Source organism: Pseudohalocynthiibacter aestuariivivens (genome assembly GCF_018457175.1).
GTDB classification, from domain to species: domain Bacteria; phylum Pseudomonadota; class Alphaproteobacteria; order Rhodobacterales; family Rhodobacteraceae; genus Pseudohalocynthiibacter; species Pseudohalocynthiibacter aestuariivivens.
On the sequence record NZ_JAGFNU010000001.1, the window covers coordinates 297,754 to 311,604 of the forward strand.

At 51.2% G+C, this 13,851-nt stretch carries 15 protein-coding genes; 10 read left to right on the forward strand and 5 right to left on the reverse strand.

Going from position 1 to position 13,851, the window contains the following annotated elements:
• The first annotated feature begins 23 nt into the window (after positions 1-23).
• The 3 genes from J4E70_RS01550 (at position 24) to J4E70_RS01560 (ending at position 1,450) form a co-directional block, all read left to right on the forward strand.
• A complete protein-coding gene (locus J4E70_RS01550) occupies positions 24-260 on the forward strand; it encodes a F0F1 ATP synthase subunit C (protein ID WP_155527283.1) in 237 nt (78 codons plus the stop codon).
• Between the two features lie 75 nt (positions 261-335).
• The gene (locus J4E70_RS01555; RefSeq protein ID WP_213887299.1) at positions 336-899 is read left to right on the forward strand and encodes a F0F1 ATP synthase subunit B'; all 564 of its coding nucleotides are present in this window, start codon (positions 336-338) and stop codon (positions 897-899) included.
• The gene (locus J4E70_RS01560; protein ID WP_213887300.1) at positions 896-1,450 is read left to right on the forward strand and encodes a F0F1 ATP synthase subunit B; all 555 of its coding nucleotides are present in this window, start codon (positions 896-898) and stop codon (positions 1,448-1,450) included. Before J4E70_RS01555 ends, J4E70_RS01560 begins: the two co-directional genes overlap by 4 nt.
• Positions 1,451-1,521: 71 nt before the next feature.
• Here the strand turns inward: J4E70_RS01560 and J4E70_RS01565 are convergent, their stop codons facing one another.
• The 3 genes from J4E70_RS01565 to J4E70_RS01575 all read right to left on the reverse strand — a co-directional run bounded on the left by J4E70_RS01565 (position 1,522) and on the right by J4E70_RS01575 (position 4,011).
• The gene (locus J4E70_RS01565) at positions 1,522-2,289 is read right to left on the reverse strand and encodes a FadR/GntR family transcriptional regulator (RefSeq protein ID WP_213887301.1); all 768 of its coding nucleotides are present in this window, start codon (positions 2,287-2,289) and stop codon (positions 1,522-1,524) included.
• 106 nt (positions 2,290-2,395) lie between these two features.
• Positions 2,396-3,067, reverse strand: a complete 672-nt coding sequence (locus tag J4E70_RS01570; protein WP_213887302.1) for a YiaD family glycine zipper/OmpA-like lipoprotein — start codon at positions 3,065-3,067, stop codon at positions 2,396-2,398.
• A gap of 113 nt (positions 3,068-3,180) precedes the next feature.
• A complete protein-coding gene (locus tag J4E70_RS01575) occupies positions 3,181-4,011 on the reverse strand; it encodes a methylated-DNA--[protein]-cysteine S-methyltransferase (RefSeq protein ID WP_213887303.1) in 831 nt (276 codons plus the stop codon).
• 113 nt (positions 4,012-4,124) lie between these two features.
• Here J4E70_RS01575 and nth point away from each other — a divergent pair, with 113 nt between their 5' ends.
• The 3 genes from nth (at position 4,125) to J4E70_RS01590 (ending at position 6,691) form a co-directional block, all read left to right on the forward strand.
• Complete coding sequence (gene nth, locus J4E70_RS01580; RefSeq protein ID WP_213887756.1) at positions 4,125-4,769, forward strand: endonuclease III; 645 nt, start codon at positions 4,125-4,127, stop codon at positions 4,767-4,769.
• Positions 4,766-5,758, forward strand: coding sequence for an adenosine kinase (locus J4E70_RS01585; RefSeq protein ID WP_213887304.1), 993 nt, complete (start codon positions 4,766-4,768; stop codon positions 5,756-5,758). Before nth ends, J4E70_RS01585 begins: the two co-directional genes overlap by 4 nt.
• 495 nt (positions 5,759-6,253) lie before the next feature.
• Entirely contained in the window at positions 6,254-6,691 is a 438-nt protein-coding gene (locus J4E70_RS01590; RefSeq protein ID WP_213887305.1) for a hypothetical protein, read from the forward strand.
• Between the two features lie 130 nt (positions 6,692-6,821).
• On the opposite strand, the gene J4E70_RS01595 is transcribed toward J4E70_RS01590, so the two are convergent.
• Complete coding sequence (locus J4E70_RS01595; RefSeq protein ID WP_213887306.1) at positions 6,822-7,625, reverse strand: sulfotransferase family protein; 804 nt, start codon at positions 7,623-7,625, stop codon at positions 6,822-6,824.
• A gap of 148 nt (positions 7,626-7,773) precedes the next feature.
• Here J4E70_RS01595 and J4E70_RS01600 point away from each other — a divergent pair, with 148 nt between their 5' ends.
• Together J4E70_RS01600 and J4E70_RS01605 are read left to right on the forward strand one after the other, a co-directional pair.
• A complete protein-coding gene (locus tag J4E70_RS01600) occupies positions 7,774-9,351 on the forward strand; it encodes a DUF5928 domain-containing protein (protein WP_213887307.1) in 1,578 nt (525 codons plus the stop codon).
• Between the two features lie 8 nt (positions 9,352-9,359).
• A complete protein-coding gene (locus tag J4E70_RS01605; protein ID WP_213887308.1) occupies positions 9,360-9,740 on the forward strand; it encodes an HIT domain-containing protein in 381 nt (126 codons plus the stop codon).
• A gap of 5 nt (positions 9,741-9,745) precedes the next feature.
• Here the strand turns inward: J4E70_RS01605 and J4E70_RS01610 are convergent, their stop codons facing one another.
• Positions 9,746-10,681, reverse strand: coding sequence for an ABC transporter ATP-binding protein (locus J4E70_RS01610; RefSeq protein WP_213887309.1), 936 nt, complete (start codon positions 10,679-10,681; stop codon positions 9,746-9,748).
• A gap of 108 nt (positions 10,682-10,789) precedes the next feature.
• Between J4E70_RS01610 and J4E70_RS01615 the strand changes: the two genes are divergently transcribed.
• Together J4E70_RS01615 and polA are read left to right on the forward strand one after the other, a co-directional pair.
• Complete coding sequence (locus J4E70_RS01615) at positions 10,790-10,972, forward strand: zinc-finger domain-containing protein (protein WP_213887310.1); 183 nt, start codon at positions 10,790-10,792, stop codon at positions 10,970-10,972.
• Positions 10,973-11,051: 79 nt separating this feature from the next.
• Positions 11,052-13,844 (forward strand): DNA polymerase I, encoded by a 2,793-nt coding sequence (gene polA / locus J4E70_RS01620; protein WP_213887311.1) that lies wholly within the window; start codon positions 11,052-11,054, stop codon positions 13,842-13,844.
• Positions 13,845-13,851 lie beyond the last annotated feature (7 nt).

A 13,851-nucleotide genomic window follows, 5' to 3' on the forward strand; every position in this document is an offset into this window, starting at 1 on the left:
TTCCAACGTAAGGAGTAACGACTATGGAAGGCGATATCGTACAAATGGGTGCCTATGTGGGTGCAGGTCTTGCATGTACCGGCATGGGTGGTGCAGCTGTCGGCGTGGGTCACGTTGTTGGTAACTTCCTGTCGGGTGCCCTGCGCAACCCGTCTGCAGCGGCTGGTCAAACCGCAACAATGTTTATCGGCATCGCGTTCGCAGAAGCACTGGGGATCTTCTCGTTCCTCGTCGCTCTTCTGCTTATGTTCGCCGTTTGATCTTCCGGACCATCCTTACGGCCGGGGGGGCGCATGTTGCCCGCCCGGTGTAATCTAAGGTCTTAGGAGGACGACATGGCTACAGAGGTTGAAGAAACCGCAGGTCACGCTGCCGAATCTGCAGGACATGCTGCAGAGGCTGTTGGCATGCCGCAGCTTGATTTCAGCACGTTTTCGAACCAGATTTTCTGGCTCGTCCTGACGCTGCTGGCCATTTATTTCATTCTGTCGCGTATTGCGCTGCCTCGTATTGCTTCGGTTCTGGCTGAACGCCAGGGCACGATTACAAATGACATCGCTGCAGCCGAAGAGCTAAAGCTGAAAGCTGTGGAAGCGGAAGATGCTTATAACAAAGCACTCGCAGAAGCTCGCGCAGAAGCAAACCGTATCATTGCTGAAACAAAAGCCGAGATTCAGGTTGATCTGGACAAGGCAATTGCAAAGGCAGATGCAGAGATCGGCGTAAAAACTGCAGAAGCAGAAAAAGCAATTTCTGCTATTCGCGAAAGCGCTGCGGATAACGTCAAGGAAGTTGCAAAAGAAGCTGCGAAGGAAATCGTTGCAGTTTTGGGTGGTTCTGCTGACGCGCGCTCGATCACCTCAGCGGTTACCGCACGTTTGAAAGGGGCTTCAAGATGAAAAAGCTGATTTTCCTTTTTACCGCTGCGGCAAGTCCGGCCTTTGCTGCGTCGGGTTCGTTTTTCTCGCTTGGAAACACTAACTTTGTTGTGTCGATCGCGTTCCTGCTTTTTATCGGAGTTTTGATTTACTTCAAAGTTCCGGGGATTGTCAGTGGGCACCTCGACAAACGTGCTGACGGAATAAAATCAGATTTGGATGAGGCCCGTGCTCTTCGTGAAGAAGCGCAAACTATCCTCGCATCTTACGAGCGCAAGCAAGAAGAAGTGAAGGATCAGGCGCAACGCATCATCGAAGCCGCCAAGGTTGAGGCTGCGACCGCTGCAGAGATTGCAAAAGAAGATTTGAAGGCAAGTATTGCGCGCAGGCTAGCGGCTGCTGAAGATCAGATTGTTTCTGCACAGTCGTCTGCGGTTAAAGCAGTTCGCGATCGCGCGGTTGTGGTGGCTGTCGCTGCTGCCGGTGATGTGATTGCCAAGCAAATGAGCGCTGCCGAAGGCAACAAGCTGATCGAAGCGGCAATAGCGGACGTGGACGCGAAACTACACTAGCTGCCACTGCACTTAAAAGAAGCTAGAAACCCGGCCTTCGCGGTCGGGTTTTCCTTTACGCAGGCGCGCTTCTAACGTGCCTGCTCGTGCGCTAGCCGTTGTTGCGCAATCGCCTCGTTTTGATCTGTCTTTTGCTGATCCGACATGCATTGCTCAACATAATTGAGATGCTCTTCTACTGCGACACGGGCACCCGCAGCATCACGCGCCTGCAACGCCTTGTTAATTGCGCGGTGCTGATTCAATAGCGTGTCACGGGTTGTGCGTTGTTTAAACATGACCTGACGATTGTAAAAAACACCTTCGCGCAAAAGCTCAAACATGGATCGCATCATGTGAAGCATGACAACGTTGTGGCTTGCCTCGATAATGGCGAGGTGGAACTCCGCATCAAGTTTTGCTTCTTCCGTCGGATTACGCTTGGTGTGAGCCGCTTCCATTTTCTTAAAAACCGTATCGACGACCAAGAGATCAGTATCCGAGCCAAGCCGCGCAGCACGTTCTGCAGCGAGTCCCTCCATATCGCGCCGAAAATCAATGTAGTCAAAGAGGGCTTCATCATGGCTTGCAAAAAGGGCGACCAGGGCAGGGGAAAAAGCAGACCCAAGGACATTGGCCACATAGATACCAGCGCTAGCCTTGCTGTTCAGAAGTCCGCGATCTTGCAGATCAGCCACTGCTTCACGCAGGCTGGGGCGTGACACGCCAAGCTTTTCGGAAAGTTCACGTTCGCTTGGCAGTCGTTCGCCGGGGCGCAATATCCCGCGCAGGATCAAGAGCTCGATCTGGCGTACGACAGAGCTGGATAGTTTTTCGGATTGAACTTTTTGAAATGGCATTGCGGACCCCTTGAAAGTGGTAAGATCATATGACCAGCAACGGAAGACGACAATGAAAAAGGCCGATCCTTTTAGGAATCGGCCTTTCGAATTGGTTTAACAATGATCAGGCAGTTGGGCGGATCACGATTTCAACACGGCGGTTTTGTGACCGGCCTTCGGACGTCAGATTGGAAGCGACAGGTTGGCTTTCACCTCTGCCGAATGCCCTTACACGATAAGAAGGAACGCCCTGCCCAAGCAGAACTGAAGCCACGGCATTTGCTCGCCGCGATGACAGACCTTGATTGTAACCAGCTTCACCGACATTGTCGGTATGGCCTATTACTTCAACTGTTGTGTCTGGGTAATCGAGCAAATTTCCAGCGAGCGCCCGCAAATCACGTTGTAAATCGGAACGGACATTCGCGCTGTCAGTTGCAAACAAGATGTCCTGTTGCATTGTCACAATTAGTTCGTTGCCAGTGTTAACGATACCAATCTCATCGTTGCCTAAATCGCGGCGCAAATCAGCGGCTTGTTTGTCAAGCTGGCTGCCAATAACGGCACCTACGCCGGCACCAATCGCGCCACCAATAACTGCATTCTTAAAGCGATCATTGCCGCTTTCGCGCGTTCCACCAAGAAGTGCGCCAATACCAGCGCCTATCAAGGCCCCGTTTGCAGTGCGATTTGGGTCTCCGTCTGCGGTTCTGATGCCGCCACCCGTGTCTTCACACCCGGCAAGTGCCAAAGCACCTACAGTTGCGGCTATAAGTGGTAACTTAAATCGAATCATAATCTGCCTCATAAACTCTGAGTACTCTGCGTACACTCACTGCTTAATACATTGGGCGATGTTATCGAATAACAAGCCCTTTTTCTTGGCGATAAACCGCCAACAGGAGGTTTTCAGGCCGATTCCGAGCGTGCAGATTCCCAAGCCAGCATGGCGCGTTTGACCGGCAAGCCCCAATGATACCCCCCAAGCCCGCCGGATTTTCTTAGCGCGCGGTGACAGGGAATAAGCCAACTGACAGGGTTACGGCCAACGGCTGTTCCCACTGCCCGCGCAGCGCGTGGCGCACCAACGGCCTGCGCGATTTCGGAATAAGTTGAGACATGACCTGAAGGGATTGAGAGCAATGCCTCCCAGACTTTGATTTGCAGTGGTGCACCTATAAGGACAAGCCTCGTTTCAGTTCCACCAAGCGCACCGTCAATCCAAGGCTGCAGATATTGTGGGGCCTCTATAAATGTCGCCTTTGGCCATCTCGAGGTCATGTCCTCCATTGCATGTTCGCGCCCGCATTCCGAAGTGAACGCCAGCCCGCAGAGGCCTTTGTCCGTTCCCATGGCAAGCATCTCGCCAAAGGGGCCATCGAACCAACCCCAATATATCGTCAGGCCTGTGCCACGCGCCGCGTAGGTTCCGGGGCTCATCGCTTCCCATTTGATAAACAGGTCATGCAACCGACCACCACCAGAGAGACCTGTCGCATGTGCGGTATCAAGCACTGTGAACCTATCCCGCAGCAAGGTTTTTGCGTGACCAAGCGCAAGATATTGCTGGTAGCGTTTTGGCGAAACACCAACCCAACGGCTGAAAACACGCTGAAAATGCGCTGGGCTCATGTTCATGCGCTTGGCAAGATCATCCAGCGATAGCGGTTGATCCGCGCTGTCGATCTCATCCAGTGCGCGGCGGATGAGGTTAAAATGATAGCTGTCTTCGGTCTGCATCTGGTCGCTCCGTCTTTGGTAAACAGGATAGGTTAGGCAGGGGGCCAATGCGACCCGAAAGCTGCGCCATCGACGGGCTGGACGGCAGGTGCGCGCTTGTGCATACCTCTGGCATGGCAAAGCAATTAGACTATCATACGATATATGAAATATTCACCCGGTTTCGGGACGCGGAACCCGAACCAAAAGGTGAATTGGATCATACCAACGCCTATACGTTGGTGGTTGCGGTCGCGCTAAGCGCCCAAGCGACGGATGTGGGTGTGAACAAAGCGACGAAGGAATTGTTCAAGATCGCGGATACGCCGGAAAAAATGCTGGCGTTGGGGATTGATGGCTTAACCGAGCATATAAAAACCATCGGCCTTTTCCGTCAGAAAGCGAAGAATGTCATCAAGCTCAGCCAGATATTGGTTGATGAATATGATGGTGTTGTGCCGTCTTCCCGCGCAGCATTGATTTCGCTTCCGGGCGTAGGGCGTAAAACCGCGAATGTTGTTTTGAACATGTGGTTCAAGCAGCCAGCACAGGCCGTTGATACACATATTTTCCGTATCGGAAACCGGACCGGTATTGCGCCGGGTAAAGATGTTGACGCGGTTGAGCGCGCTATTGAAGACAACATTCCAGCGGAATTTTTGCAGCACGCTCATCATTGGTTGATTCTGCATGGGCGCTATGTTTGTAAGGCTCGCAAACCCATGTGCGGTAATTGCATTCTGCGTGATCTCTGCCCTTTTGAGGAAAAAAATCTATGACGAAAAAGTATCAGGTTGTCGGCATCGGAAACGCGATTGTCGATGTGCTTACACAGTCTGACGATAACTTTCTGGAAAACATGGGCATCCAGAAAGGCATCATGCAACTGGTGGAGCGTGACCGCGCAGAAACCTTGTACGGAGCAATGAACGGTCGGACGCAAGCACCGGGAGGTTCGGTTGCAAATACGCTTGCCGGGCTTGGAAGTCTTGGGCTGACGACGGCCTTTATGGGGCGTGTGCATGATGATGACCTCGGTAAGTTTTATGCGCGTTCAATGGCTGATGAGGGAACGGATTTCGTAAACCCCCCTGTCGCCGGAGGAGAGCTGCCAACGTCACGTAGTATGATCTTTGTGTCCCCAGACGGCGAAAGGTCGATGAACACATACCTAGGCATCTCGGCGGAACTTGGCCCTCAGGACGTTTCGGCGGACGTGGCCGCAGACGCGGAGTTGTTGTTTCTTGAAGGCTATCTTTACGACAAAGACAAAGGCAAAGCTGCTTTTGCCGCTGCTGCGCGCGCTTGTCGGGCGGCAGGTGGCAAGGCTGGGATCGCATTATCCGACCCGTTTTGTGTCAACCGGCACCGGGCAGATTTTCGTCAGCTTGTAAAAGGCGAAATGGACTATGTGATTGGCAATCAGGATGAATGGGTTTCGCTTTACGAAGCCAATGATCTTGAAGACGCACTGGCGCAAGCACGCATCGATTGCGGCACGGTTGTTTGTACACGCAGTGGTGAGCCTGTCGTTCTGATTCGCGGTGATGAACGCGCCGAGGTTCCTGTTGAAACAATCACGCCCGTTGATGCGACAGGGGCGGGTGACCAGTTTGCAGCGGGTTTCCTCTATGGTTTGTCCACCGGACAGTCACTGGAAAACTGTGGACGCATGGGCTGCATTGCGGCATCAGAAGTGATCCGACACATGGGGGCGCGGCCCCAAGCGAACGTCAGAAAAAGCTTTGAAATGAGTGGGCTGATCTGACGGGGAGGTTCTGCGGAAGCAAAGGTTTGCTGCATGTGTGCAAATTATGCTTTTAGGCTTTGAACTGAAAGCGGACGGGTTAAAACGAATGAGTTCGCTGAACTAACGCAGTTTTTAATGAACAGCGCATCTCCGTTTTTGTTTGGCTAACGTTTTTGGCGAAAGGTTTAGCAAGGACAGGAATACCCGACTTGCCAAAGGCCCTACCTATGCATTTAGTGGCTTCATGTTGTCGCGTACGTTATTCTGGCTTTTCTTCGTGTTCTGGGTCGCGTCGGTCATCTATAGGATGGTACTGACTGCGGTTACCTATACCTATTCTTTCGATGTGGCACGTGCCTACTGGGGTATGCGGTTCTTCAACCTTCACCTTTTTTGGAATTTGCAGTATTGGCGGGTTTGGGGTGTATTGTCCATTTCAAGCCGAAAACATGGACAGGGCTAAGATCGCTTATAGAAATAGTCACAATTGTTGTTTTGGTAGGGCTCCATTTCGTGACGCTTCGATTAGAGATTGGTTATCGTGAACGGATAACAATAGCGGATCAAATGCATGTGGTGGACTGGGTCTATAGCCCGTCTGGACGCGGCAACTTTTCCAGCAAGCGTGGACTTCGGATTGAGGTAATCCTGCCAGGCTACCGTCCAATCCACGGCGAAAGGCCTCCTGTCTATTTGCGGCTCAATCTGGCGAAAGGGGACAATCCGTGGCTGATGAACAACCACCTTCTTTCTAAGGAACCGGTGGGACCGGATGAGGCAGTTTGCGTTGAGGACATCGTGAACCGCTACTGCCGTTTTGCAACAGGAGGGGCGTGGTACATCGCCCATCATCAGGTTTCCTCTGGGGTGAAGGAGCATCTTTATCCATCGCTTGACCAACTTCGGTCGGAGGTTTCTGCGCTATTTGATACGTTCATTGAGGTAAACTAGACGGAACCCCCGATTGTCGCCGGAGTTGGGAGAGAAAACTACCAATTCGACTACTAGTAAAGGCGCCTCACGAAGGTTCGGAAAATTCACAAGTAGTCCAATAAAATTTGCTGACTTCGTCACCGCTTTTCTATTCACCTAACTTCGCGTGTACCTCATCCAGGTCAATCTCGCCTTTCGGGAGCTTGTTGCCGGGATTTTCAAAGTCATACTTGAACAGATTGAAATCGCGTTTGTAGATTTCGTAGACCAGATGCTTTGACAGATCGTCAAAGTAGTCTTCGACCGGATGGGCGCGTTTCGGGCCGTGGCCTTCGCTTTCGTTAAACCGCGGCATAGCGCCCAGATCAACTTCGTGCTTCTTCTCGATAGCATCAAGAACCGATTGCATACCTTCGTTGAAGGTTTCGGTGTGGAAGATGTTATCGTAGCGCCCACCGTTCACGATGTAGGTTGAAATATGTCCGGACATGGCGGACCAGTGAATATCGGGTTCCATGGGACGCCGCCAGCGTATGGTATCGCGTGCGAATAGCAGAAAACGGCGAAATGACGCGACCTGATCAAAATCACCCTCAACCTGAATTCCGTATTTCTGTATCAAAAGTGGAACAAGATTTCCGCGATAGCGTTTGCCATTGCGCTGTATCCCGCAGATCTTGTCGAAAAACGAAGAAAGGATGCGCGTGTAAGGGTTTCGCACACAGGTGAAGGCATAACTTTGGTGCTTTGTGACATTTTCTTCAATCAACGACTGGCTGTCTTCAAGCGCCCATTTGTGTATGCCTGAAGTTGCATCATGAATGTCGCCATCAAAGAACGTGCCATGATCTGAATAGTACATCACCTGACCGATTGTGGAGCAGGCGCACTTTGGCACAACGCGGTAAACCACGCTTTCGCTCTCGGTCATCCAGGTTCCAGGAAAACCCATATTTTATTCGCCTCCAGATACCCCACGTTAGTCACGTTATTGTTAGGGGACATTTGTAACTAAAAAAGCAAAGAAATACTGTTTATTCAATGGCTCTTCACGTTATCTATGTAAACAATCGTAAGTTTATGGGATCTTAGTTTCCAAAATGGCAAAAATAGCCTTTATTCTGCTCTGTCATAAAGACCCTGATGCCATCATCAAACAAGCGCAGCGTTTGACTGCGGCTGGTGACTTTATGTCGATCCATTTTGATGCACGCGCCAATCCCGAACATTTCTTTAAAATCAAGGACACGCTTAAGGACAACCCGAACGTCACCTTCGCCAAAAAACGCATTAAATGTGGGTGGGGTGCCTGGTCTCTTGTACAAGCGACACTTCATGCGGTTGAGGCTGCGGTAGAGACATTTCCACGCGCAACGCATTTTTATATGCTGTCTGGTGACTGTATGGCGATCAAATCAGCTGAATACGCGCATGAGTTCCTGGATTCAAACGATGTTGACTACATCGAAAGCTTTGATTTTTTCGAAAGTGACTGGATCAAAACCGGTATGAAGGCAGAGCGCCTGGTCTATCGCCATTTTTTCAACGAACGCACACACCAGAAACTGTTTTATGGCTCGCTGAATTTGCAACGCAAGTTGGGGCTTGTAAGAGAGGTGCCGTCTGACCTTCAAATAATGATCGGTAGTCAATGGTGGTGTTTGCGGCGGCGCACGATTGAATGGATTTTAGATTTTATCAAATCGCGCACTGACGTTATGCGGTTTTTCAAAACGACCTGGATACCGGACGAAACCTTCTTTCAAACTTTGGTAAATCATCTTATTCCCAAAGAAGAGATTGAAAGCAGGACGCTGACATTTCTGGTGTTTTCCGACTATGGAATGCCAGCGACATTTTACAACGATCACTATGATTTATTGCTTAGCCAGAATTTTCTTTTTGCTCGAAAGATTAGTCCCGAAGCGCATGAACTCAAACGACGGTTGGGGGCACTTTACGCAAGTACGGGTGAGACTTTTCAGATTTCAAATGAGGGGCGGAGCCTTTTTAAGTTTCTGACAGGACGCGGTCGTATGGGGCGTCGTTTCACACCGCGGTTCTGGGAAACGGAAAGTACTTTGGGGCGTGAACGGGAACTTATGATCGTCGCGTGCAAGAAATGGCATGTGGCCAAGCGTCTTGTCGATAAGGTGCGTCAGGTGACGAACGTACCCGCAATTGATTATTTGTTCGACGAGGAAAACACCGTGCTGCCTGATCTTGGCGGCATTCAAGCAACGATCAGCAAGCGTACACGTCACAGACGCGCGCTCATGCGGATGTTGTTTGACTATTACGAAACGGATCGGATGCTGATTTGTCTGGATCCTAACAACATTGATCTGTTGCAAGATTTCTATGCAGACAGAAGCAAAACCAAACTGCTCGAAATTGATTGCGATTTTACAGATGAATATCTGATTGGGCACGCAAAAAGGGTTGGATTGGCAGGGGAACGAACGTCGCAAGAAACATTGGATCGCCTTTTGCCAACAATCCGGTTTGATGTCTTGTTCGAAAGTGACGCGCTGCGGGATGCAAATTTCCCCAGGTATTACCGTTTACGAGAGTCTGCATCCGTCGAAGAAAACACTGTTCACCTCGCAGAGTTTTTCGATATTTCCGAAGAAAAAGCGCATGAAATCGCCAATACCACCCATCTGTTCGCTGACTGAGAAACCAAATGAGCTATGTTTACGATGACCAGAATATTTTCGCGAAAATTTTGCTGGGCGAAATTCCAAATGATACGGTTTTGGAAACTGAATATAGTTTGGCGTTTCGCGATATCGCGCCGCAGGCTCCGGACCATGTTCTGATAATTCCGAAGGGTCCTTATGTTTGCTACGATCACTATGCGAACGAAGCCTCCGATCCCGAAATCGTAGATTTTACCCGGACAATTGGCAAAGTCTGTTTAATGCTTGGCATTGATCCCGTCTCAGGTGGTAAGGGCTACAGAGTCATATCCAATACCGGTAAAAACGGCGTGCAAGATGTCCAACATTTACATGTCCATGTACTTGCAGGACGCTCCTTAGGGCCAATGCTTCGGCAGGGTTGATATGTTCACGCAACGCCTTTTTCGGACGTTAGCGCGACGAATACATCTTCAAGGTCCGGTTCTTCCGTGGCTACATCCTGAATGACGATGTTCGCTGCGCGAAGTGCATCCAGTATCTCAGAAGCATTTGTTTGACTCGTGTGGTAAGTGAAGGCAAGCGCGCCATTTCGTCTGTGTGTAAGCGTGACACCTTTTGGCGGCGTAATATCTGCAGCGCCTTGAGGCAGGATAACGAGCGTTTTCTTATCCATCCGTCCGACAAGAGCAGCGGTTTTATCACGTATCAGAATTTCGCCGTGATTAACGATCGCTATTTCGTCGCAGATTTCTTCGGCCTCTTCCAGATAATGTGTCGTCAGAATAATCGTCATACCCTGCTCGTTTAGCTTGCGAATATTTTTCCAAAGCATCTGGCGCAGTTCGATATCGACGCCGGCCGTTGGCTCATCAAGCACCAGAATTTGCGGATGATGTACCAGAGCCTTCCCAAGAAGAAGCCGCCGGCGCATCCCGCCTGAAAGGGTTCGCGCATAGGCCTCTGCCTTGTCGGTCAGGCCGATCATCGCAAGTATTTCGTCGGTTGTGCGTTGCGACTTTGGAACGCCGTACAGCCCGGCCTGCACTTCTAGGGCGGAACGGGGGCTGAAGAACGGGTCCATGTTTAGTTCTTGGGGCATAACACCAATTGCCGCGCGTGATTGGCGGGGGTTCACGTCCTGATCAAACCCCCAAATGCGAACTTTGCCAGATGTCTTGAGCACAAGGCCTGCAAGTATGTTTATCAGGGTCGATTTCCCTGCACCATTTGGGCCGAGTAAGCCAAAAATGCTTCCGGCAGGGATGTTGAGATCAATGCCTTTCAGTGCTTTTTTCCCGGGTTGCTTCCCAGAGGGTGCGTAGGTCTTGGTCAGACCTTCGATTTCGATCGCATTCTGTGACATTCCAACAGTCCTTTTGGCCCGTTCCGGCCTTGCCCGCGCGTGTCATTGCGCTATCATGTCTCTGACTTACGGGCAAAGTCTGCCCTCGACAACCTGAACGGAGCCACCATGACCACTGATGCCCCAGAAACCGTCGTCGTCGACACGTATCGCGTTGCTTGTGATGGGGGTGAAGGCGCGCAGGGCCATCCGCGTGTCTGGTTGCAAATTTCGACAGACAAAGGTTGGGTCGAATGCGGCTATTGCGACAAGAAATTCGTGCATAAAGATCATACCGAAAAATCCAAGTAAGCAGATAATTCGGGTACCCGCCTAAGCGCTGTTCAGCGCAGGTGTGCAATGCGTGTGAATAGGAACTGGGAGGGGTATCATGGCCTTTGGCAAAGGATGCCATTTGCATCTTATAGATGGTTCGGCTTTTATTTTTAGGGCCTATCATGCTCTGCCACCCCTTACGCGTAAATCAGACGGTTTACCAATTGGTGCGGTCGCAGGGTTTTGCAACATGCTGTACAAGCAGGTTGAGGACAACAAAGGGGATGATGCGCCGACACATGTGGCGGTGATCTTTGACCATTCCGGCAAAACGTTTCGAAATGACATTTACGACAAATACAAAGCGAACCGTCCCCCGGCGCCGGAAGATTTGCGACCGCAGTTCCCACTGACACGCGATGCGACGCGAGCGTTCAACATCGCTTGCATCGAGATCGAAAATTTCGAAGCCGATGATATTATCGCAACCCTTGCGAGGCAGGCGCGTGAAGCGGGTGGGCGATGCACAATTATTAGTTCTGACAAGGATCTGATGCAGCTTGTTGGCGGCGGCGTCGAAATGCTCGACGTGATAAAGAACAAGCGGATCGACCGGGAGGGTGTCGAAGAAAAATTTGGCGTCGGGCCAGAGCGTGTTGTCGATGTGCAGGCGCTTGCCGGGGACAGTGTCGACAATATTCCGGGTGCGCCCGGAATTGGTATCAAGACAGCGGCTTTGCTGATCAACGAGTATGGCGATCTGGAAAGCTTACTCTCGCGTGCTGAAGAGATCAAACAACCCAAACGGCGGCAGTCTTTGGTTAAAAATGAAGAGCTGATCCGCTTGTCCCGCCAACTTGTGGAGCTCGATCAGAATATGGAGCTCGATTTCAGCCTGGATACGCTGGAACTGCGAGAACCGATTGCAGAAGATCTAATGGCCTTTCTTGCCGAGATGGAATTTCGCACGCTGACGAAGCGGATTGCAGATCAGATGGGTGTTGAGGCACCCTTGATCGCGGATGCTCCCGTTGCTGTTGAGGTGGGAACACCGAAAGCAATTCCATTCGACGCGGACGCTTACGAATGGGTGAAAGATCGTACAGCTTTGGAGAAATGGATCGCGCAAATCTATGGGCGCGGCTGGGTCGCCGTCGACACAGAAACAACCGGGCTTGATGAAATGCTGGTTGATCTGGTTGGCATATCCTTATGCGTTGAGCCGGGGCAGGCCTGCTATATTCCCCTTATCCATCGCGCCGAAGCCGGAGAGGATTTATTCGCCTCAGACGCACTTGCCGAAGGGCAGATGCCTATAAATGAAGCCCTCGAAGTTCTGAAACCGATGCTTGAGGATCCGTCGATCCTGAAAATTGGTCAGAATATGAAGTATGATGCCAAGATTTTCAAACGATATGGCGTTTCAGTCGCGCCAATTGATGACACGATGCTGATGTCTTACGCGCAGAATGCGGGTCTGCATAACCACGGTATGGATGCGCTTTCGCAGCGCTATCTGAACCATGATCCAATATCTATCAAATCACTGCTCGGAACCGGGAAATCTGCAATCACCTTTGACAAAGTACCCGTTGCAGATGCTGTAAGATACGCGGCGGAAGACGCAGATATCACGCTACGTCTATGGCAGTTCCTGAAACCACAACTGCACCAAAAGCATGTCACGACCGTTTATGAAACGCTGGAACGCCCACTCGTTCCGGTACTTGCCGAAATGGAGATGCACGGCATCAAGGTTGACCGGGATACCCTGAGCAGGATGTCAAATGCCTTTGCGCAGAAAATGGCCGGGCTGGAGGCGGAGTTGTACGAACTGGCAGGGCATAAGTTCAATGTGCAATCCCCCGCTCAGGTTGGTGCAATCTTGTTTGACGAGATGGGCTTGGAAGGCGGAAAAAAAACCAAGACCGGCCAGTGGTCGACCCCGGCAGACGTGCTGGAAGATCTTGCAACCGAGCATGGCTTTCCCGGACGGGTGCTGGATTACCGGCAATTGCAAAAGCTGAAATCGACATACACAGATGCGTTGCAAGAGCATATTCACCCCTACACAGGCCGCGTGCATACGTCCTATATCCAGTCTGGAGCATCGACCGGGCGATTAGCGTCATCTGATCCGAACCTACAAAACATCCCCGTTCGTACCGAAGAGGGGCGCCGTATTCGCGAGGCATTTGTCGCAGAAGAAGGTAAAACACTGATCAGCCTCGATTATAGTCAGATTGAACTGCGTATTTTGGCGCATATCGCCGAAATAGATGCGTTGAAACAGGCGTTTCGTGAAGGGCAGGACATTCATGCGCTGACCGCGTCTGAAATGTTTGGCGTACCGATAGAAGGCATGGACCCCATGGTGCGCAGGCAGGCAAAAGCCATCAATTTTGGCGTTATCTATGGAATTTCGGGTTTTGGACTTGCCCGCAATCTGCGCATTCCCAGGAAGGAAGCACAGGAATTCATTGATCGCTATTTTGAACGTTTTCCGGGAATTCGGGCCTACATGGATAAAACCGTGGAGTTTGCGAAAGAACATGGTTTTGTTCAGACGTTGTTTGGTCGGAAAATCCATACACCCGAAATCAATGCCAAGGGACCGCATGCTGGTTTTGCGCGCCGCGCTGCAATCAATGCCCCAATTCAGGGAACAGCGGCCGACGTCATCCGCCGCGCAATGATACGGATGCCTGCGGCAATTGCCGACCTGCCCGTAAAAATGCTGCTTCAGGTCCATGACGAACTGATTTTTGAGGTCGACGATAGTGCGGTGGAAGAGGCAATCACACGCGCGCGTGACGTCATGGAAGGCGCGGCAATGCCGGCTGTGAAACTGGACGTGCCGCTGACGGTAGATGCCGGAAGAGGGGCGAATTGGGCGGAGGCGCATTAAGAGTATG

What these genes read in the sequence shown, in the direction of transcription:
- J4E70_RS01550 (WP_155527283.1), top strand. Translation starts at nt 24, where the DNA reads ATGGAAGGCGATATCGTACAAATGGGTGCCTATGTGGGTGCAGGTCTT.
- J4E70_RS01555 (WP_213887299.1), top strand. Translation starts at nt 336, where the DNA reads ATGGCTACAGAGGTTGAAGAAACCGCAGGTCACGCTGCCGAATCTGCA.
- J4E70_RS01560 (WP_213887300.1), top strand. Translation starts at nt 896, where the DNA reads ATGAAAAAGCTGATTTTCCTTTTTACCGCTGCGGCAAGTCCGGCCTTT.
- J4E70_RS01565 (WP_213887301.1), bottom strand. Translation starts at nt 2,289, where the DNA reads ATGCCATTTCAAAAAGTTCAATCCGAAAAACTATCCAGCTCTGTCGTA.
- J4E70_RS01570 (WP_213887302.1), bottom strand. Translation starts at nt 3,067, where the DNA reads ATGATTCGATTTAAGTTACCACTTATAGCCGCAACTGTAGGTGCTTTG.
- J4E70_RS01575 (WP_213887303.1), bottom strand. Translation starts at nt 4,011, where the DNA reads ATGCAGACCGAAGACAGCTATCATTTTAACCTCATCCGCCGCGCACTG.
- nth (WP_213887756.1), top strand. Translation starts at nt 4,125, where the DNA reads ATGGCAAAGCAATTAGACTATCATACGATATATGAAATATTCACCCGG.
- J4E70_RS01585 (WP_213887304.1), top strand. Translation starts at nt 4,766, where the DNA reads ATGACGAAAAAGTATCAGGTTGTCGGCATCGGAAACGCGATTGTCGAT.
- J4E70_RS01595 (WP_213887306.1), bottom strand. Translation starts at nt 7,625, where the DNA reads ATGGGTTTTCCTGGAACCTGGATGACCGAGAGCGAAAGCGTGGTTTAC.
- J4E70_RS01600 (WP_213887307.1), top strand. Translation starts at nt 7,774, where the DNA reads ATGGCAAAAATAGCCTTTATTCTGCTCTGTCATAAAGACCCTGATGCC.
- J4E70_RS01605 (WP_213887308.1), top strand. Translation starts at nt 9,360, where the DNA reads ATGAGCTATGTTTACGATGACCAGAATATTTTCGCGAAAATTTTGCTG.
- J4E70_RS01610 (WP_213887309.1), bottom strand. Translation starts at nt 10,681, where the DNA reads ATGTCACAGAATGCGATCGAAATCGAAGGTCTGACCAAGACCTACGCA.
- J4E70_RS01615 (WP_213887310.1), top strand. Translation starts at nt 10,790, where the DNA reads ATGACCACTGATGCCCCAGAAACCGTCGTCGTCGACACGTATCGCGTT.
- polA (WP_213887311.1), top strand. Translation starts at nt 11,052, where the DNA reads ATGGCCTTTGGCAAAGGATGCCATTTGCATCTTATAGATGGTTCGGCT.